Annotated in this window: 18 protein-coding genes; 5 read left to right on the plus strand and 13 right to left on the minus strand. The window is 62.2% G+C overall.

The window, feature by feature from the left end:
* Positions 1 to 19: 19 nt before the first annotated feature.
* The 5 genes from GVL52_RS20395 to GVL52_RS20415 all read right to left on the minus strand — a co-directional run bounded on the left by GVL52_RS20395 (position 20) and on the right by GVL52_RS20415 (position 5,131).
* Positions 20 to 844: an ABC transporter ATP-binding protein gene (locus GVL52_RS20395; protein ID WP_160010530.1), complete on the minus strand. Its 825-nt coding sequence runs from the start codon at positions 842 to 844 to the stop codon at positions 20 to 22.
* Between the two features lie 10 nt (positions 845 to 854).
* The gene (locus tag GVL52_RS20400) at positions 855 to 1,691 is read right to left on the minus strand and encodes an ABC transporter permease subunit (protein WP_160010531.1); all 837 of its coding nucleotides are present in this window, start codon (positions 1,689 to 1,691) and stop codon (positions 855 to 857) included.
* Positions 1,692 to 1,799: 108 nt separating this feature from the next.
* Positions 1,800 to 2,975 carry an FMNH2-dependent alkanesulfonate monooxygenase gene (gene ssuD, locus GVL52_RS20405; protein WP_160010532.1) on the minus strand — a complete coding sequence of 392 codons (1,176 nt, stop codon included), beginning with the start codon at positions 2,973 to 2,975 and terminating at the stop codon, positions 1,800 to 1,802.
* Between the two features lie 28 nt (positions 2,976 to 3,003).
* Complete coding sequence (locus GVL52_RS20410; protein ID WP_160010533.1) at positions 3,004 to 3,966, minus strand: aliphatic sulfonate ABC transporter substrate-binding protein; 963 nt, start codon at positions 3,964 to 3,966, stop codon at positions 3,004 to 3,006.
* 199 nt (positions 3,967 to 4,165) lie between these two features.
* Positions 4,166 to 5,131: an aliphatic sulfonate ABC transporter substrate-binding protein gene (locus GVL52_RS20415; protein ID WP_160010534.1), complete on the minus strand. Its 966-nt coding sequence runs from the start codon at positions 5,129 to 5,131 to the stop codon at positions 4,166 to 4,168.
* Between the two features lie 237 nt (positions 5,132 to 5,368).
* Here GVL52_RS20415 and GVL52_RS20420 point away from each other — a divergent pair, with 237 nt between their 5' ends.
* The gene (locus tag GVL52_RS20420; protein ID WP_160010535.1) at positions 5,369 to 6,268 is read left to right on the plus strand and encodes an NAD(P)-dependent oxidoreductase; all 900 of its coding nucleotides are present in this window, start codon (positions 5,369 to 5,371) and stop codon (positions 6,266 to 6,268) included.
* Positions 6,269 to 6,471: 203 nt separating this feature from the next.
* On the opposite strand, the gene GVL52_RS20425 is transcribed toward GVL52_RS20420, so the two are convergent.
* The 3 genes from GVL52_RS20425 to GVL52_RS20435 all read right to left on the minus strand — a co-directional run bounded on the left by GVL52_RS20425 (position 6,472) and on the right by GVL52_RS20435 (position 8,195).
* Positions 6,472 to 6,960 carry an Lrp/AsnC family transcriptional regulator gene (locus GVL52_RS20425; protein WP_160010536.1) on the minus strand — a complete coding sequence of 163 codons (489 nt, stop codon included), beginning with the start codon at positions 6,958 to 6,960 and terminating at the stop codon, positions 6,472 to 6,474.
* Between the two features lie 66 nt (positions 6,961 to 7,026).
* Positions 7,027 to 7,656 (minus strand): uracil-DNA glycosylase family protein, encoded by a 630-nt coding sequence (locus GVL52_RS20430; protein WP_160010723.1) that lies wholly within the window; start codon positions 7,654 to 7,656, stop codon positions 7,027 to 7,029.
* Positions 7,656 to 8,195, minus strand: a complete 540-nt coding sequence (locus tag GVL52_RS20435; protein ID WP_160010537.1) for a thermonuclease family protein — start codon at positions 8,193 to 8,195, stop codon at positions 7,656 to 7,658. The genes GVL52_RS20430 and GVL52_RS20435 overlap by 1 nt, the downstream gene beginning before the upstream one ends.
* 105 nt (positions 8,196 to 8,300) lie before the next feature.
* On the opposite strand from GVL52_RS20435, the gene GVL52_RS20440 reads away from it, so the two are divergent.
* The gene (locus tag GVL52_RS20440) at positions 8,301 to 9,836 is read left to right on the plus strand and encodes a sensor histidine kinase KdpD (RefSeq protein ID WP_160010539.1); all 1,536 of its coding nucleotides are present in this window, start codon (positions 8,301 to 8,303) and stop codon (positions 9,834 to 9,836) included.
* Positions 9,837 to 9,843: 7 nt separating this feature from the next.
* Here the strand turns inward: GVL52_RS20440 and GVL52_RS20445 are convergent, their stop codons facing one another.
* The 3 genes from GVL52_RS20445 to cobT form a co-directional block, all read right to left on the minus strand.
* The gene (locus GVL52_RS20445; RefSeq protein ID WP_160010541.1) at positions 9,844 to 10,905 is read right to left on the minus strand and encodes a hypothetical protein; all 1,062 of its coding nucleotides are present in this window, start codon (positions 10,903 to 10,905) and stop codon (positions 9,844 to 9,846) included.
* 112 nt (positions 10,906 to 11,017) lie between these two features.
* Positions 11,018 to 11,398 carry a diacylglycerol kinase gene (locus GVL52_RS20450; RefSeq protein WP_160010543.1) on the minus strand — a complete coding sequence of 127 codons (381 nt, stop codon included), beginning with the start codon at positions 11,396 to 11,398 and terminating at the stop codon, positions 11,018 to 11,020.
* 125 nt (positions 11,399 to 11,523) lie between these two features.
* Positions 11,524 to 12,540 carry a nicotinate-nucleotide--dimethylbenzimidazole phosphoribosyltransferase gene (gene cobT, locus GVL52_RS20455; protein ID WP_160010545.1) on the minus strand — a complete coding sequence of 339 codons (1,017 nt, stop codon included), beginning with the start codon at positions 12,538 to 12,540 and terminating at the stop codon, positions 11,524 to 11,526.
* A gap of 138 nt (positions 12,541 to 12,678) precedes the next feature.
* On the opposite strand from cobT, the gene GVL52_RS20460 reads away from it, so the two are divergent.
* The 3 genes from GVL52_RS20460 to GVL52_RS20470 are packed head-to-tail and all read left to right on the plus strand — an operon-like array spanning position 12,679 to position 14,388.
* Entirely contained in the window at positions 12,679 to 13,461 is a 783-nt protein-coding gene (locus GVL52_RS20460) for an adenosylcobinamide-GDP ribazoletransferase (protein ID WP_160010547.1), read from the plus strand.
* A gap of 19 nt (positions 13,462 to 13,480) precedes the next feature.
* Positions 13,481 to 13,690, plus strand: a complete 210-nt coding sequence (locus GVL52_RS20465; RefSeq protein ID WP_160010549.1) for a DUF1289 domain-containing protein — start codon at positions 13,481 to 13,483, stop codon at positions 13,688 to 13,690.
* Positions 13,687 to 14,388, plus strand: a complete 702-nt coding sequence (locus GVL52_RS20470; RefSeq protein ID WP_160010551.1) for a TIGR02281 family clan AA aspartic protease — start codon at positions 13,687 to 13,689, stop codon at positions 14,386 to 14,388. The genes GVL52_RS20465 and GVL52_RS20470 overlap by 4 nt, the downstream gene beginning before the upstream one ends.
* A gap of 90 nt (positions 14,389 to 14,478) precedes the next feature.
* Here GVL52_RS20470 and GVL52_RS20475 read toward each other — a convergent pair whose 3' ends face one another.
* Together GVL52_RS20475 and GVL52_RS20480 are read right to left on the minus strand one after the other, a co-directional pair.
* A complete protein-coding gene (locus tag GVL52_RS20475) occupies positions 14,479 to 16,047 on the minus strand; it encodes a gamma-glutamyltransferase family protein (protein ID WP_244619243.1) in 1,569 nt (522 codons plus the stop codon).
* Positions 16,048 to 16,075: 28 nt separating this feature from the next.
* The gene (locus tag GVL52_RS20480; protein ID WP_200847866.1) at positions 16,076 to 17,299 is read right to left on the minus strand and encodes an amidohydrolase family protein; all 1,224 of its coding nucleotides are present in this window, start codon (positions 17,297 to 17,299) and stop codon (positions 16,076 to 16,078) included.
* Between the last annotated feature and the right edge of the window lie 73 nt (positions 17,300 to 17,372).

A 17,372-nucleotide genomic window follows, 5' to 3' on the forward strand; every position in this document is an offset into this window, starting at 1 on the left:
GCAGCGACAAGCCGGCCGATCAGCGGCCCCCGTCCGTCCCGAGGATGGCAGCCAGCAGCCGTCCTTCGAGTTCGGCCAGATCGGGATTGCCATGACGGCGTGGATGCGGATAGGGGATCGCCAAGTCCAGCGACACGCGTCCTTCGTCGAGCACGATCACCCGGTCGGCCAGATGCACCGCCTCGCTGACGTCATGCGTCACCAGCACAGCCGTGAACCCCAGCTCGCGCCAGACCCGGTTGACCAGTTCCTGCATGCTGATCCGCGTCAGCGCATCGAGCGCGCCCATCGGCTCGTCGAGCGCCAGCACGCCGGGCTTGCTCACCAGGGCGCGGGCCAGTGCCACCCGCTGCCGCTGCCCGCCGGAAAGCTGCGCCGGCCAGTCGCCGGCCTTTTCCGCCAGTTGCACGTCCGACAGCACCGCCTCCACCTCCTTGGCAGCCACGTCTCTGTTGACCTTGTCACCGAGGCCAACCACGACATTGTCGGCGACACTCAGCCACGGCAACAGCCGCGGCTCCTGGAAGACGATGCGGGCATTCGCCTCGGTGTCTCCGCCATCGGTATCCTCGAAATGCAACTCGCCCGCAGTCGGCGCGTCCAGCCCCATCAGGATGCGCAGCAGCGTGCTCTTGCCGCAACCGCTCTTTCCGATCACGGCGACGAACTGCCGGGCCGGAATGTGCAGGTTGATACCGCGCAACACCCGGTTGCCGCCAAAGCTCTTCTCCAGCCCCTTCAGCGTGATCGCCGCAGCACCCGCACCGACAGTCTGAGTCCGTTCGATCTCGTGGTCGGTCTCATCGGCAGCGCCGTGAAACCGTTCCTGTGCGATGACCGTCATGGCGTCTCTCCTACTTCTGGTAAACCGGGTTCCAGCGCAGCGCCCGGCGCTCGAGCGCCCGCGCCACCACATCGGCAAGCTTGCCAAGCACGGCGTAGATCACCAGCGACAGCACCACGACATCGGTCATCATGAATTCGCGGGCATTGTTGGCCATGTGACCGATGCCGGATGAGGCCGCGATCGATTCAGAAACGATCAGCGTCAGCCACATGATGCCGAGCGCATAGCGAAGCCCGACGAAGATCGACGGCAAGGCGCCGGGAAAAATCACTTTGCGAAACAATGTCCAGTTGCCCATGCCATAGACCCGGCCCATCTCGATCAGGTCGCGATCGACATTGCGCACCCCGTGATAGGTGTTGAGATAGACGGGAAACAGTACGCCGAGCGAGGTCAGGAACAGCTTCGATTCCTCGCCGATCCCGAACCACAGAATGACCAGCGGGATCATCGCCAGATGTGGAATGGTGCGCAGCATCTGCAGCGTCGTATCGGTCAGTTGCTCGGAGACCTTCGAGACGCCATTGGCAATCCCCAGCAGAAATCCGATCGAGCCGCCGACCAGCAGCCCGCCGAAGGCGCGCGCCGCGCTGACAAGGATATCATGTGGCAGCTGGCCGGTCAGGGTCGTCGCCCAGAAGGCAGCGGCGACATCGGCGGGCGACGGCATGATGCGCGAGGAGATCCAGCCAACGGAACAGCCGAGTTGCCAGATGGCGATGATCGCCACCGGCACCAGATAGGGCAGCAGCGTTTCGCGGCCCGGCAGCGACGGGCGAAAGCCTGGCCTGCCCGCCTTGCGTTCGGTCAGCGCCCGGCCGATCGGCGTATCGAATGTCGACATGAATTTCGTCCTCGCTTCTGTGCATACCCGGGAGGTGAGCAACCTCGGGCAGGCCTTTGCGTCAAATCAAACGCCGCCCACGGCTGGTGGACGGCGCAACATCGCTGGTCAGGAGCCGGAAACCACTTTCAGGTTGCCGCCATGGCTGCCGCCGCCAAACACCTGGCGCTTGCCGAAATCGCTCTGGAAGCCGTGGCGCTGTTCCTGGCGGGTAATCCCGAGTTCCGGAAACAAGAGTTCGGCAACGCGATAAGCTTCTTCCAGATGCGGATAGCCGGAGCCGATCACCGTATCGATGCCGACATCCTGGTATTCGCGCAGCCGCGCCGCCACCGTCTTCGGCGAACCGACCAGCGCCGTGCCGGCACCGGCACGCACCAGACCGACACCGGCCCACAGGTTTGGCGACACTTCGAGCTTGTCGCGACGCCCGCCATGCAGCGCTGCCATGCGCTTCTGGCCGACGGAGTCGCTCTCCTTGACGAAACGTTCCTGCGCCTCGCGGATCGTTTCATCGTCGAGCTGCGAGATCAGCCGGTCGGCCGCTGCCCACGCCTCTTCGTCGGTCTCGCGCACGATGAAATGCAGGCGGATGCCGAAGCTGACCTCGCGGCCCTTGTCGGCGGCGGCGGCACGCACCTTCTGCACCTTCTCGGCCACCTGTGCCGGCGGTTCGCCCCAGGTCAGGTATTTGTCGACACGACCGACGGAAAAATCGATGCCGGCATCCGAGGAGCCGCCGAAATAGAGTGGCGGTCGCGGTGTCTGCACGGAGGGAAAGCCGAGCTTTGCATTGGTCGCCTTGATGTACTTGCCGTCATAGCTGGCAACGCCCTTTTCCAGCAGCTCTTCGAACACCGTGAAGAACTCGTCGGCATGGGCATAGCGCTCGTCATGCGCCAGGTTGATGCCGTCGCCGGCCAGCTCGCCGGGGCTGCCGCCAACCACGATGTTGAGCAGCAGCCGACCGTTCGAAATGCGGTCGAGTGTCGTCGCAAGCCTTGCGTAATAGGCGGGCGATGCCGTGCCGGGACGGATGGCGACAAGGAACTGCAGCTTCTCGGTCTTGGTCGCCAGTGCCGCCGCCGTCACGAAGGATTCTTCGCAGGCAACACCTGTCGGCAACAGCACGCCGGAATAGCCGAGGCGATCGGCCGCCTGGGCGATCTGCGTGAGGTAGCCGAAATCAGGCGCGCGGTTAAGCTCGTTGGAGCCGAGATAGGCGCCGTCGCCCGATGTCGGGATGAACCAGAGAAAGTTGATGGGATCGTGCGTGCTGGTCATGGGAATGATCCTCGTTATCTGGAAGGGTTCAGCTTGCGGGATGCCAGACGATATCGCTGACGGTCAGCTGCTTCGGCACGACGCCGAGCTTGTAGAAATCATCGGCAAGCGCCTGCTGGTAGGCGAGCGCCGCATCGGGGACGAGCGAGACCTTGCCGAGGTCGGCCTGGCTGCGCGTCAGCGTCACGCGGGTGATGTTTTCGGGAACACCGGTGATTGCGGCGAGCGTCTTCACGGTGCCGTCGATATCCGCCTGCGCCGCAGCCCCTACCTTGGCAAGCTCGTCGATGACATCGGCGATGACCTCAGGGTGAGCAGCGGTGAAGGTGCCGTTTCCGAGGAAATAGCCCCAGTTGTCGAGCAGCCCGTCAGACGTCGTCACAACACGCGTCTGCGGATCGGCTTCCGCCACGGCGAAGAACGGATCCCAGATCGCCCATGCATCGATGGCGCCATTCTTGAAGGCGGCGCCTGCATCGGGCGGCGGCAGGTCGATCTCGGTGATATCGGAGAGCTGCAGCCCCGCCTTGGCCAGCACCTTCAGCGCAAAATTATGGGCGCTGGAGCCGCGTTTGTAGGCGACCTTCCTGCCCTTCAGATCCTCGATCGTCTGGATCGGAGAATCCTTGTGGACCAGAAGCCCGTGAAATGCCGCCGGCCCGCGATAGGCACCGACATAGAGCAGATTGCCACCTGCGGCCTGTGCAAACAGTGGCGGCACGTCGCCGGTGACGCCGAAATCTAGCGCATCGGCACCGACCGCCTCGAGCAGCGGCGGACCCGAGGTAAACTCGTTCCACTCGACAGTGACGCCCTTGGCCGCCAGTCGCGTCTCCAGCGCACCGTTGCGCCGCGCCAGCGCCAACACGCCGAACTTCTGCCAGCCGATACGCAGCGTCGTTTCCGCCGCCCGCGCTGCCCGCACCTGCGGCAGCACAGTCGTTGCGGCAGCGGCGCCCATAAGGCTCAATGTCTGTCTGCGGGTGAACATGCTCTGGTCCTCTCCTCACGGCCCTGCGCCTGGCGCTGGGCCTCTTTTCATGAGGCAATGATTTCATAGACGACCAATTAGATCGACATTATAAATTTTCATATCTACGCGGATTTGGGGAATGGTTTTGCCGATTCCACAGCATGGGGAACCACCTCATGCCGTGGAATGCAAAACCGTTCTTTCGGTACCGGCGCAATCAGCTGGCCTTCGGGCGCCAGACGATATCGCCGGTTCTGAGATGCTTCGGCACGATACCAAGGCTGAAAAACTCGTCTGCCAACGCCTGCTGATAGGTTGCCGCATCATCGCCGATGGTTGAGACACCACCGAGATCCGCGCCTGGCCGCGTCAGCACCACGCGGGTGATATCGGCGGGCACACCCGTGATCTCCGACAACTCCTTGATCGTCTCGTCCAGCTTGCCCTGAGCCGAGCGCCCGACCTTGGCGAGTTCGTCGATGACATCGACGATCACCGGGCCATTCGCATCGGTGAAGCCGGCATTGGCGAGAAAGTAGCTGTAGGATTCGACGATCCCCTCGGCGGTCGACAGCACCCGCGTCTGCGGATCGGCCTCGACAATGGCGAGATAGGGGTCCCAGATCGACCATGCATCGATGCTGCCGTTCTTGAAGGCGGCAGCAGCGTCCGGCGGCGACAGGTCGATCGCCTCGACGTCATCAATCTTGAGGCCCCCCTTGCGCAGGATCTTCACGGTGACGTTGTGCGCGCTCGATCCGCGCTTGAACGCAAGCTTCCTGCCCTTCAGGTCCTCCACCGTCTTGATGTCCGAATCGGCGCGCACCACGATCGCCGATCCGGCAGCACTGCCCCGATACGTTCCGACATAGTAGAGCTGCCCGCCGGCCGCCTGGGCAAACAGTGGCGGCACGTCGCCGGTCGCACCGAAATCCAGTGCCCCTGCGCCAAGCGCTTCCAGCAACGGCGGCCCGGAGGTGAATTCCGACCAGCTCACCGTGATCCCCTTGTCGGCCAGCCGCTTCTCGAGCGCGCCACGACGCTTGGCCAAGGCGAGCACGCCATTTTTCTGCCAGCCGATGCGCAACTCGCTTGCTGCCGCCCGTGCCGGCCTGATCGACGGCAGAATAGCCGTTGCAGCAGCGGCCCCGATCAGTCCCAGTGTCTGTCGACGTGAAATCATGGCACTCCCCTTTTGCGTTCAGCACCGTTCCGGCTCTCCTGTCCGAAACGGCGGATGTTTGCGATGGGATAACTCTGATAAAATCCATAAATTATATCGACATTTATATTTGTGATTTTCGCGTCTGTTGAAATTATCCTGACCCGTTTTACGGCCCATCGAGGAATTTTGTTCCAACAGCGTACGGGCAGAGCCGTATCGGCGGCTTTTCGCCCGGCCCGGTTTCCGCTAATCCTCATGCACAGCATTCATGAAAGGAATAGTCACATGGCAAAAGTCGCATTCATCGGTCTCGGCGTGATGGGGTACCCCATGGCGGGTCATCTGAAGGTGAAAGGCGGCCATGACGTCACGGTCTATAACCGCACAGCCGCAAAATCCGCCGCGTGGGCAGAGCAATTCGGCGGCAAGTCGGCGCCCACGCCGGCGGAAGCGGCAAAAGACGCCGATTTCGTCTTCACCTGCGTCGGCAACGACGACGATCTCCGTTCGGTGACATCGGCCAAGGATGGCGTCCTGCAGTCGATGAAATCGGGCGCAATCCTGATCGACAACACCACGGCCAGCGCCGATGTCGCCCGCGAACTCCACGCAGCCGCCAAGGAAAAGGGCATCGGCTTTATCGACGCCCCGGTCTCAGGTGGCCAGGCCGGCGCCGAAAACGGCGTGCTGACCGTCATGTGCGGCGGCGATGAAGCCACTTACGCCAGGGCCAAGCCGGTCATCGACGCCTTTGCCCGCATGGTCGGGCTGATGGGCGCTCCGGGTGCCGGCCAGCTCACCAAGATGATCAACCAGATCTGCATCGCCGGTGTCGTCCAGGGTCTGGCCGAAGGCATCCACTTCGGCAAGCGCGCCGGCCTCGATATCGAGAAGGTCATCGAGGTGATCTCGAAGGGGGCGGCCGGCTCCTGGCAGATGGAAAACCGCCACAAGACGATGAACGAAGGCAAGTACGATTTCGGCTTCGCCATCGACTGGATGCGCAAGGATCTGGGCATCGTGCTAAGCGAAGCCCGCAGCAACGGCGCCAGGCTTCCGGTCACCGCCCTCGTCGACCAGTTCTATGGTGACGTCCAGGCCATGGGCGGCAATCGCTGGGACACGTCCTCGCTTCTCGCCCGCCTCGAAAAGTGATCGCCACTCCTCCAGTGCAGCCGCATTGATCGCGTATCCCCACACGCTGCGCTCGGAGGAGAATATATCAGCCATGCGCCGTTTCGGCATTGTCACCGAGACGGCGCGATTTCCAGCAATAGGGAAGAGCGAACGGCGCATTGACTGTTGTCAGTTGCCGCCATGGAACTGACGAGCGAGAACATACCCGCCCGCCTGAAGGATCAATCCTCGTTCGACTTGGAACTGTCGAGGATCATGTAATCGAGCGGCAACTGCGTCGAATACTTGATCTGCTCCATCGCAAAAGCCGAGGAGACGTCGCGGATTTCGATCTTGGCGATCATCCGCTTGTAGAAGGCGTCATAGGCGCCGATATCCGGAACGACGACCCGAAGCAGATAATCGACATCGCCGCTCATCCGGTAAAATTCGACAACTTCGGGGAATTCGGCCACCACTTCCGAGAAGCGTCGCAGCCACTCGATCGAATGCGTGGCGGTACGGATCGATACGAACACCGTGACCTTCGTATTGACCTTTTCCGGATCGAGAATGGCGACACGGCGCTTGATGACGCCGTCCTCTTCCATCTTCTGGATACGCCGCCAGCAAGGGGTCGTGGAAAGGCCGACCTTCTTGGCAAGATCGGCAACCGCCAATGTTGAATCTTCCTGCAAAAGACGCAGAATCTTGCGGTCAAGACGGTCCATAACCCAGCCCCCTTCGAATTATTTTCTTTGTATAGCGCGATTCCGGCCGTTTGGAAGAAATTTGTTTCAGTTCACAAGCATTTTGATGCGTTCGCGCAGTGTCGTCAGCAATTCCTGCTCGAACCACGGATTACGCTTGATCCATCCCGTGTTGCGCCAACTCGGATGCGGCAGCGGCAAAATCGCCGGCGACCGGTTGGAGAACAGGATCGCCCGCCATGCGCGCACGGTTTCCGTCATATTGTCCCGCCGCTCAGCCCCCATATGCCACGCCTGCGCATACTGCCCGATGGCGAGGACCAATTCAATCTGCGGCATCGCGGCGATCACCCTTTGTCGCCACTGTGGCGCGCATTCGCGCCGTGGCGGCAGGTCGCTTCCCCTGATGTCATACCCCGGAAAGCAGAAGCCCATCGGCACGATCGCAAATCGGTCGCGATCGTAGAAGGCCTCGCGATCGACCTGCAGCCATTCGCGCAACCGGTCGCCCGAGGCATCGTTGAACGGCAGGCCGCTCTCATGCACCTTGAGCCCCGGCGCCTGCCCCGCAATCAGCACCCGGGCTTTCGTGGAGATCACCGCCACCGGTCGCGGCTCATGCGGCAACCGATGCTCGATACCGCGCAGCGGCGTGTCACGACAGATCCGGCAGGCCGCGATCTCGTGGCGCAAAGCCTCGAGGCTATCTGCCGCCATCACCATCCGAAAAGCCCGAGCCTGCCGTGAGAACTCTCCTGCTCCTGCCCATGATCGCGAAACACCCGCGGCATCTCAAAGGTCCCGGCCCACAGTCCAGCCCTATCCGCGCGCGCATGCGCCTCTTCCTGGCGATAGGCTCCATACGAGACCGCCATGCCCCGCCGCACCATCATCCCGTTGATATCCGCGCCCCCGCCATTGCAGACGACCAACAGCCGCTGAAACCGGTCCCGCTCTGTACCGGCGCAGCGCGTGTCCTCGGCAGCAACCAGGCTCTGCAGCAAACGCCTGGCTTCCTGCCCGCATGCCCAGCGCGCACCGCCGCGCTCGCACGTCTGGCTGAGCTCCGGCGCATCGATCCCCTTCAGCCGCATCCGCTCCTCGCCGATCACAAGGCTATCGCCATCGGCGGCACGGAAACGGCCGGCATGGGCGATTTCAGCGCCGTCATTGAGCTTGGCCGCGATCAGCCAGAGGCACGCCAGCAGCGCGAACGCCGTCACCCCGTCGCGAACCGTTCGAAAGCCCCGCGTCACGGTTTCGCCTCCTTCAAAAACAAACCCTTGGGAAAATTGGCAAACAACTTCTTAATATTTGGGCTCTAGGGTGCAAGCAACCTGAGATCAAGTGTCACGTGTACAATGAGTAACGGCGTAAGCACATCGACCGATAAGAATATCGTCGACAAATCACGTAGCCACCGCAACAAGCCTGTGTCCAAGGCTGTACGGCTGACACGTGAACGTCTGCAGTCGAGCCATGCGCCAAGCGGCGCCTTCGATCGCGACGTGCTTACCATCTACATCAATGCCGTCCTCCAGGGCGCCTCGATCATCCCGCTGTTCGTGATCATCATCGCCATCCTCGGCATCTATTTCACCGGCGATACCCAGATTTTCCTGTGGGCGATCCTGACGCTGACCGCACACGCGGCCAACGTCTTCCTCGCGCGCCGCGCCCGCAAACACGCGATGACGCTGATCCGCGCCCGCAAATGGCGCCGCCTGCTGCTTCTCGGCCAGGTGATGATCGGCTGCTGCTGGGCCTATTTCGCCATTCAGGATTGCGCCGATTGCGAACCGTCCAGCCTCGTTCTCTACAAGGGTGCAACGCTGCTGATCGCATTGTCGCTGACGGCGATGTGGAATTACATGCTGACGCCCTGCGTCCTCGTCACCTTCTCTCCCGTCGTCTTCGCGCTGGTGGCAAAATCAGGCATTTCGCGTGAACTCCTCGAGATGAGCCTGACCGCGACGCTGACCACGACGGTCATCTTCTTCCACTACATCAGCGACCGCCTGTTCCAGCAGAACCTGCGCATCCTCGCCTACCAGGCGGAAAAGGACGATCTGATCGCCGAGCTCGAAGTCGCGAAATCGATGTCGGATGAAGCCCGCCGCCGCGCCGAAGAGGCAAACCTGGCGAAATCCCGCTTCCTCGCCTCCATGTCGCATGAGCTCAGAACCCCGCTCAACGCCATTCTCGGCTTCTCCGAGGTGATGTCGGCCGAAGTCATGGGGCCGCTCAACAATGCGACCTACAAGGAATACACCGGCGACATCCATCGCTCCGGCCAGCACCTGCTGAACCTGATCAACGAAATTCTCGACCTGTCGCGCATCGAGGCCGGCAAATACGAACTGAGCGAAGAGGCGATCTCGCTGCTCGACATCTCGGAAGATTGCATCGGCATGGTGCAGTTGCGCGCCCGCGGCAAGAACATCAGCATCTCGCAGCAGTTCGAAATGGAACTGCCTGCCGTCTGGGCCGACGAGAAGTCGATGCGCCAGGTGATCCTCAACCTGTTGTCAAACGCCGTCAAATTCACCCCGCAGGGCGGCGAGATCCACGTCAAGGTCGGCTGGACCGCCGGCGGCGGCCAGTACATCTCGATCAAGGACAACGGCCCGGGCATCCCCGAGGAAGAAATACCCGTCGTCCTCTCGGCCTTCGGCCAGGGCTCGATTGCCATCAAGAGCGCAGAACAGGGCACCGGCCTCGGCCTGCCGATCGTCCAGGCCATCCTTGCCAAGCACGACGGCCAGTTCATCCTCAAGTCGAAACTGCGCGAAGGCACCGAAGTCATCGCCATCCTGCCAGCCAAGCGCGTCCTGCAGTCGGTACCGGCGGTGGAGGATACCCACGCCGTGTCGCGCAAGCGCAAGAGCTTTGCCTAAGGCGAGGCTATTTTACGATCTGCAGGAAATCGTTGTCCACCTCGAAGTCCTGTAGATCATTGTTATCACTATCGGGATTCGTAAGCGACATCAGGCGTGCTTTGTAGTTGAAGTTCAACTGGACAGCCTTTCGGCATGCCCCGAGTACAACATTTCTCGCTTGGCGGAGTTCCTGTACCGGCGCACCTGAGAGCAGCAGCGCATGGTGTTTTTGGCCGTAAGCAGCCGCCATCAAGTACCAGTATTGGGCGATTTTAGCCGCCGGCGTGCCCGCCAGCTTGTTCCCTATATCGATCGCCTGCAGGTACCCCTCTGGTTCGTAAAGCAGATTGAATATGACGTCGAGGCTGTCATCGATAGATATCTCAGATGCTGTCGAGGTGTACTTCATCGATGGATTTTTCCTCGCCTCAGCGAGGCCGGCGGCCGCCTTCTGGACTTTGGGAACCCCGGCCTCAAGTTTCAATCCACCAAAGTTGGAAAGAACCCGCTCCGCATACTGGAACAGCGGCGACAAATAGATTCTCGTATAGAGATAAAAAAAGATAAAGCCTGCCACCAAGCCAGATATCAAAAGGAACGGTCCTATGGCAGGCAAAGTGGAAGTGCCATTGCCGGTGACAGCCACGTTGTCTTTCAGAAAATTGCTGAAGCGGACAAATCGATCATCGAGCGAGCCTATCTGTGTTAAGCCCACACCCACGAGCATCGTCGTCAGCCATTCAGATACACGCTCCAGATTCGTGTTTGAGCTCAAAAGCCGTTCGCTTTTAGCGATAGCCTTGGCATCGGCATCAGTTGAAATAACTGCTGTCGACGAACTGTCCTTTGTCGTGATCCTCGGAACGGAAAAAAGAAAACCGAAGAACGCTCCTGTCGATAGGCCTGAGAAAACGACCAGCCCGCCGACGCCTATATTCGCGATCCAACCTTGGAATTGAGATAGGCAGACTAGGATGAACACCGCTACAACGGAAGCAACCCCCGCCCAAAGGAGCCAGAAAGCATTTTGGCTTCTGCTTCTGGCTTCGTACCGCCAACCAGCTCTCATGTGTGAAAGATCAAGCATCATAGCCCCCCACTATTCACGCGAATAGAGGTAACCATAGAATACGCACACCTTCAAGGTGCTATTTTTTTCAATACAATCAAAAGATGTAGAAGGTTGTACTGATCACCCCTCACCCGAACAGCAAATGCTTCCCGACCGTGAACAGCACGAACAGCCCGCAGGCCGCCAGCATGCACAGCACCGCGAACGAGCCGAGATCCTTGGCGTGCTTGCCGACGCTCGATATCTCCGGCGAGATCCGGTCGATCACCTCTTCGATGGCCGTGTTCAGCGCTTCGATCGCAAACAGCACGAGAAACAGCATCACCGCGATCATCAACTCGCCAAGCGTTGCGCCAACCGCCAGCAGCAGGATCAGCCCGACGGCGGCAAACAGCAGTTCCTGTCGGAACGCGGCCTCCTTGAGCAGCCGCTTGAAGCCGCCGAGCGAATAGCTGGCGGCGGCGAAAAAGTGGCTGATGCCGGTGAGTTTGGTCACGGCAGGTTTCATCGGGCGTCCTCGTCGTCAGGCGGGTAGCGGCAGTTCCTGCCGCTTCATATCAGAAAAATGCGGAATACCGGTTGCCGGCCTCCGTCGCAAGACTTCCGTCATAAACCTGTCACGAACCTGAAGGCTCAATGCTTGTTCGCCACACCTGCCTGCTCGAATGTCGCCATGCCGGAATGGCAGGCCGCTGCCGCCTTGACGATACCCGCAGCGAGCGCCGCTCCCGTGCCTTCGCCAAGCCGCATGCCGAGCGCCAGAAGCGGCGTCTTGCCAAGCATCTCGATCGCCTTCAGATGGCCCGGCTCGCCGGAGACATGGCCGATCAGGCAGTGATCGAGCGCTGACGGGTTGGCCGCCTGCAGGATCGCTGCAGCAGCCGTCGCCACATAGCCGTCGATCAGAACAGGGATACGCTCGACGCGGGCTGCCAGAATGGCGCCGGCCATTGCCGCGATCTCGCGACCGCCGAGACGACGCATGATCTCCAGCGGATCGTCGAGATGATCGTTGTGCAGCGCCACGGCTTTCTCGACGGCAGCCACCTTGCGTTCGAACATATCGCCCTGCGAACCCGTACCCGGGCCGACCCAGTCGCGGGCATTGCCGCCGTAGAGTGCATAGTTGATCGCAGCAGCAATTGTCGTGTTGCCGATGCCCATTTCGCCAATGCAGAGCAGATCGGTGCCGCCGGCAATCGCTTCCATGCCAAAAGCCATGGTGGCTGCACAGTCGCGTTCCGACAGCGCCGGTTCCTCGGTGATGTCGCCGGTCGGGTATTCCAGCGCCAGATCGAAGATTTTCAGGCCGAGGTCATAGGCAACGCAGATCTGGTTGATCGCAGCACCGCCAGCCGCAAAATTCTCGACCATCGCCTGCGTCACCGATGGCGGAAACGGCGTGATGCCCTGCTTCACGACGCCATGGTTGCCGGCAAAGATCGCCACCAGCGGCCGGTTGACGGCCGGCGTCCGACCGGTCCAGGCGGCGAGCCAGAAGGCGATTTCCTCGAGGCGACCGAGCGAGCCGGGCGGCTTGGTCAATTGCGCATCGCGCTCGCGGGCAGCGACGAGCGCCCTAGGATCAGGGCCCGGCAGATCGCGTAGAAGTGTCCGGAAATCGTCGAACGGCAGGCCTGAAACGCTCATGAATGCGGCTTCCTTGTCTCGTCTGTAAACTTGTCTTTTGGCTGCAAATCAGCTTCTTTCGTGGCCACTCTCTTAAAGGCAGCCGAGCAGCGGAACAACTGCAAAAGCGCCGTACACGGTCTCGGGGGCAGACGCAGAATGAACATCGGAACCTATGCCGCGGACATCGCACGCGCCGTCGCATTCTTGAGCCGCATCCCGATGCCGAAATCGGCTTTCACGGGCTTCGACGGAAAGCTCAGCCGCGTCGCCCGCGCCTTCCCCGCCGCCGGCATGCTGATCGGCCTGCTGCCGGCGCTGGTGCTGCTCATCATGCTTGGCCTGCGCGCCGACCGGCTGATGTCGGCACTGGTGGCGCTGGCGGTGCAGGCGATCGTCACGGGCGCGCTGCATGAGGACGGCCTTGCCGATTGTGCCGACGGTATCGGCGGCGGGCGAGATCGAGAGCACAGCCTGTCGATCATGAAGGACAGCCGCATCGGCACCTATGGCGCCATCGCGCTCATCCTGTCGTTTGCCATCCGCGCTGCAGCCATCGCCGCCATCGCCCGCGGCGCCGCCCCCTTGGCCGCCGCCCTGGCGCTGCCGGCCGTGGCCTGCATCAGCCGCAGCGCGCTGGTCTGGCACTGGCAGCGACTGCCGCCGGCAAAGCCCGATGGCGTCGCCGCCGCCGTCGGTCAACCAAGCGAGGGCATCATGCAGACGGCGCTGGTGTCAGCCTGCGCGCTTGCCGCCCTGCTGATCTGGCCGGGCCTCGGTCTCCTGCCGCTGGTATGCGCCTTGCTGGCCGGCGGACTGACGGTGATGATCTTCACCCGCCTGGTGCGCAGCAGGCTTGGCGGCCACACCGGCGATACGCTGGGTGCCGCAGCACAGATTTCCGAAGCTGCGGCCCTGTGTGCCCTTGCCATGGCATTATGAAACAACGATATGATTTGTCATGTTAAGCCCCTGCATCAACATCTGTTCGATTGATACGCAAAGCGGTTTCTGTGTCGGCTGCGGCCGCACGATCAGTGAAATCACCGGTTGGATGGCGTTTTCGGATCATGAAAGACAAAATCTTGTGCGCCTGCTGCCGGTCCGAATGACGTCCATGTCGTCGGGAGAATCGCACGCGACGGCCAATCTGACGGAGATGCCTGCATGAACAGGCTGACAATTGGTCTAGGCGGTCTCGGCATCGGCCTGATCATCCTGCTCTTCAACCACGACAGTCCCAAAATTCTCGGCGTCAGAACCGACGATTTCGGCCGCATGCTCTATCTGCTGCCGATCGCCCTGATGCTGGCCGCCGGTATCTGGGGACGGCGGGTCAATGTCGGCGAAACGCTCCGCCACATGATGATCTGGCTGGTGCTGATCCTGGCGCTCGCCACTGCCTACCTCTACCGCCAGGACGCGCTCAGCGTCGGCAGCCGCCTGCTGGCCGGCCTCGTGCCTGGCCGCGCCGTCGTCGTCACAACAAGCGAAGGCGGCGAGGAGGTCATCCTGCACAAGCTGCTGAATGGCCATTTCGAGGCCGATGTCGAGGTCAATGGCCAGACCATCTCGATGCTTGTCGATACCGGTGCCAGCATGGTGGCGCTATCGCGCGAGGACGCCGAACGTGTCGGCATCATTCCCGACAACCTCACCTATTCGATGAGCGTGATGACCGCCAACGGCCGGACCCAGGCGGCGCCCGTGACGCTATCTGAAGTGTCGATCGGGCCGATCGTGCGCAACAACGTCACCGCCAGCGTTGCCGAAGACGGCAAGCTCGACCAGAGCCTGCTCGGCATGAGCTTCCTGGAAACGCTGGGCTCGCTGCAGATGCAGACCGACGAACTGCGGATGCGCGACTGACGCCTCCGGGATGCGTGACTGACGCCTCCGGGATGCGTGACTGACGCCTCCGGGAGGCCTCTCCCCACCGAGCGTGGTTCCGCGAAAGCGTTACGCCAGCCCGATGGCAACCCCGTCGCTGCGCGGATCATGCGCGCCATCAATCTCGCCATCACCGTTGATGCGGATCACGCCGGCCTGTCCCGCCAGCGGGCTCTTCGCCGCGATCCGGCTCACCGCATGGCCGCGAGCCTCAAGACCATCGATCGTGACCGCCGCGATATCACCTTCGACCTTCAGCGTGTCCCGGCTGTCGGAAAACGTCTTGCCGAGCAGGAAGCGCGGCATGGTGAGCGCCTGCTCCGGCGTAAAGCCGTGGTCGAGCATCAGGCTGAGGATTACCGACAGCGTCTGCGGCTGCCCATCCGCCCCTTGCGTGCCGTAAAGCAGATGCGGCTTTCCACCCTTCAGCGCGATCCCCGGATTGAGCGTGTAGAACGGCCGCTTGCCCGGTCGCAGCCGATTGGGATGACCATCGACCAGGTTGAACGCGCCACCGCGGTTTTGCCAGAGAATACCGGTGTCACCGGCGACGACGCCGCTGCCCCAGTCGTAATAGGTGCTCTGCAACACGCTGGCGCAGCGCCCCTCATTGTCCGCGGCCGCGAAAAATACCGTGTCGCCGGTCTTGAACGCCTGAGGCCAGGCCAGCGCCTCCGCCATGTCGATATCCTCAGCCTGCGCGGCCAGATGCATGTCCGACAGCCAGCGCTCCACCGGCAGGTCGGTCTCGTCGGGATCGCCGATGCCGTTGCGATCGAGAAAGGCGCGTTTGATCGCCTCGACGCAGCAATGATAATATTCCGGGCTTCCGGCCGGATAGCGCCGCGCGCCCAGCCGGTCGAGAATACCCATGATTTCAAGCGTCGTCACGCCCTGCGTCGGCGGCGGTGGCGCCAGCAGAGTGGTGTCGCCATAGGCAAGGCTGAGCGGTGCGACGCTGCGCGTCCGGGTCGCGGCAAGGTCTGCCGCGGTGATCGGCGCTCCCGCGGCAGCCAGACCATCGGCGATCCGCCTTGCCAGCGCCCCCTCGTAGAAATCACGCGTACCGTTATGGGCAATATTCTCCAGCGTATCGGCCAGTGCCCTCTGCCGGAAGACGCCGTCGCCAATATCCCCCGGCATGAACACCGCGGCAAAGCCCGGCCAGCTGGCCGCCTCCTGTCTGCGGAAATCCAGCCAGAAGTCCTGCGAAGGCGTCCTCGCAAAGCCATCGCGCGCATAGCCGATCGCCGGTTCCAGCAGCCGCCCGAGCGCCTTCCCGCCCCGCCAGTTGGCGGCGGAAAACGCTTGCGCTGCACCCCAGCTATCGACGGCACAGGCCGTCGTCAGCGCCGACATCGGTCCACGCACCGCGATCTGATCGATCTTGTCGGCGCTTGCCGCAGCCTGTCCGATGCCGAGCAGGCAATTGCGCCGGCCCTCGCCATCGGCCAGCATCCAGATAGCATCGCCGCCGATGCCGCAGAAATGCGGATAGGTGACGGACAGCACGGCCGCCACGGCAATTGCCGCCTCGATGGCATTGCCGCCCTCGGCCAGCACGGCGACCCCCGCCTCCGTTGCCAGCCGATGCGGGCTTGTCACCATGGCGCGTGCCGGTTTGGTGGTTGCCGTCATCTCCGACCTCTTCTGCTCTCTGCTATGCTCACGGACGATAGAGCTCGGCCCGCGGCCGCGTAAATGTCTTGCGCCCGCGCTTCCAGCCCGACACCACGGGGGCGATCGACCGCACCGCATCGGAAGCGCTTGGCGCGTCGATCAGCACGATATCGGCACTGGCGCCGACGCAAACCCCATGCGGCGCCCGCAACTGCAGGGCTGCATTGGCCGTCACCATCGAAAACACCTGCTCCATGTCCACGTCGCGGGCGAGATGCGCGATATTGGCATAGAGGTTGGCAATCCGCGCCAGCGAGCAATCGCCGAACGGCGTGAACGGGTTGAGGATATTGTTACTGGCAAGGCTGACAAGCACGCCATGCTCGGCCAGCACCGAGCCCGGGGCAACGCCCCTCGGTGCCAATCGCGGATGTCCCCGCCCGGTGAGAAACAGGTCGGTGGCCGGCAGGATCGTCACCGCGATTCCAGCCTCGGCGAGCCGCCCCGCCGCAGTCCTCAGCGCCTCCGGCGTCATCGCCGCAAGCTTGGTGACATGGCCGACCGACACCCGCCCCTGATATCCGTGCCGGATCGTTTCCGCGCAGATCTTCGGCAGGATCGAGTTTTCAGGATCGAGATCGAAATCCGCGTGGAAATCGACATCGACATCGAAGCGCCGCGCCAGCTCGAAGATCGCATCGACATGCGCCGCCGGATCGGGATCGGTATAGGGACATCCACCGACAAGGTTGGCGCCCTTTTCCAGCGCCCGCGCCAGCATCAGAGCCGTCTCCGGCTCATTGGTGATCCCCTCCTGGGCAAAGGCGCAGAGCTCGATATCGATCGCCCAGGCATAGTCGCGCGCGACCCGCAGCAGCGCATCGAGCGAGCGCAACCCGGCCCGCGGATCGACTTCGACGAAGCTCCGCATTCGCGTCGTGCCGTTTAGGATGGCCTTCTCGACCACCTGCGATGCGCGCGCATGGACATCGTCTTCGGTGAACCCGGCCTTCGCCCTGGCCGTCAGGGCAATCGCCTCGCCAAGCGTTCCCTCGCAGATCGGGCAGCGGTCGAGGATCATTGCCTTGTCGAGATGGATATGGCTTTCCACGAAGCCGCCAAAGGCAAACAGCCCCTGCCCGTCCTCGCAAGGCCCGTCATGTGGCAGCGAGGGGCCGATCGCAGCGATCCGGCCGTCGGAGATGGCAATATCGACAACAGCGCTTTCATGGCCGATGCGGACGTTTGATAGAACGAAATCGAAGGACAATGCTGGAAACCAATGTGCGGATGAATCGAAGCAACGCTTCGCTTGAACGGCGATCATAGGGGGAAGGCCTGAA

The organism is Rhizobium sp. 18055, assembly GCF_902706285.1.
Classification (GTDB): domain Bacteria; phylum Pseudomonadota; class Alphaproteobacteria; order Rhizobiales; family Rhizobiaceae; genus Rhizobium.

Bases quoted from the DNA above. Each gene is read 5' to 3' on its own strand.
- ssuD (WP_160010532.1), bottom strand. From the start codon at position 2,975: ATGACCAGCACGCACGATCCCATCAACTTTCTCTGGTTCATCCCGACA.
- GVL52_RS20415 (WP_160010534.1), bottom strand. From the start codon at position 5,131: ATGATTTCACGTCGACAGACACTGGGACTGATCGGGGCCGCTGCTGCA.
- GVL52_RS20425 (WP_160010536.1), bottom strand. From the start codon at position 6,960: ATGGACCGTCTTGACCGCAAGATTCTGCGTCTTTTGCAGGAAGATTCA.
- GVL52_RS20460 (WP_160010547.1), top strand. From the start codon at position 12,679: ATGAACATCGGAACCTATGCCGCGGACATCGCACGCGCCGTCGCATTC.
- GVL52_RS20410 (WP_160010533.1), bottom strand. From the start codon at position 3,966: ATGTTCACCCGCAGACAGACATTGAGCCTTATGGGCGCCGCTGCCGCA.
- GVL52_RS20440 (WP_160010539.1), top strand. From the start codon at position 8,301: ATGAGTAACGGCGTAAGCACATCGACCGATAAGAATATCGTCGACAAA.
- GVL52_RS20470 (WP_160010551.1), top strand. From the start codon at position 13,687: ATGAACAGGCTGACAATTGGTCTAGGCGGTCTCGGCATCGGCCTGATC.
- cobT (WP_160010545.1), bottom strand. From the start codon at position 12,540: ATGAGCGTTTCAGGCCTGCCGTTCGACGATTTCCGGACACTTCTACGC.
- GVL52_RS20400 (WP_160010531.1), bottom strand. From the start codon at position 1,691: ATGTCGACATTCGATACGCCGATCGGCCGGGCGCTGACCGAACGCAAG.
- GVL52_RS20450 (WP_160010543.1), bottom strand. From the start codon at position 11,398: ATGAAACCTGCCGTGACCAAACTCACCGGCATCAGCCACTTTTTCGCC.
- GVL52_RS20430 (WP_160010723.1), bottom strand. From the start codon at position 7,656: ATGGCGGCAGATAGCCTCGAGGCTTTGCGCCACGAGATCGCGGCCTGC.
- GVL52_RS20475 (WP_244619243.1), bottom strand. From the start codon at position 16,047: ATGACGGCAACCACCAAACCGGCACGCGCCATGGTGACAAGCCCGCAT.
- GVL52_RS20445 (WP_160010541.1), bottom strand. From the start codon at position 10,905: ATGCTTGATCTTTCACACATGAGAGCTGGTTGGCGGTACGAAGCCAGA.
- GVL52_RS20420 (WP_160010535.1), top strand. From the start codon at position 5,369: ATGCACAGCATTCATGAAAGGAATAGTCACATGGCAAAAGTCGCATTC.
- GVL52_RS20395 (WP_160010530.1), bottom strand. From the start codon at position 844: ATGACGGTCATCGCACAGGAACGGTTTCACGGCGCTGCCGATGAGACC.
- GVL52_RS20465 (WP_160010549.1), top strand. From the start codon at position 13,481: ATGTTAAGCCCCTGCATCAACATCTGTTCGATTGATACGCAAAGCGGT.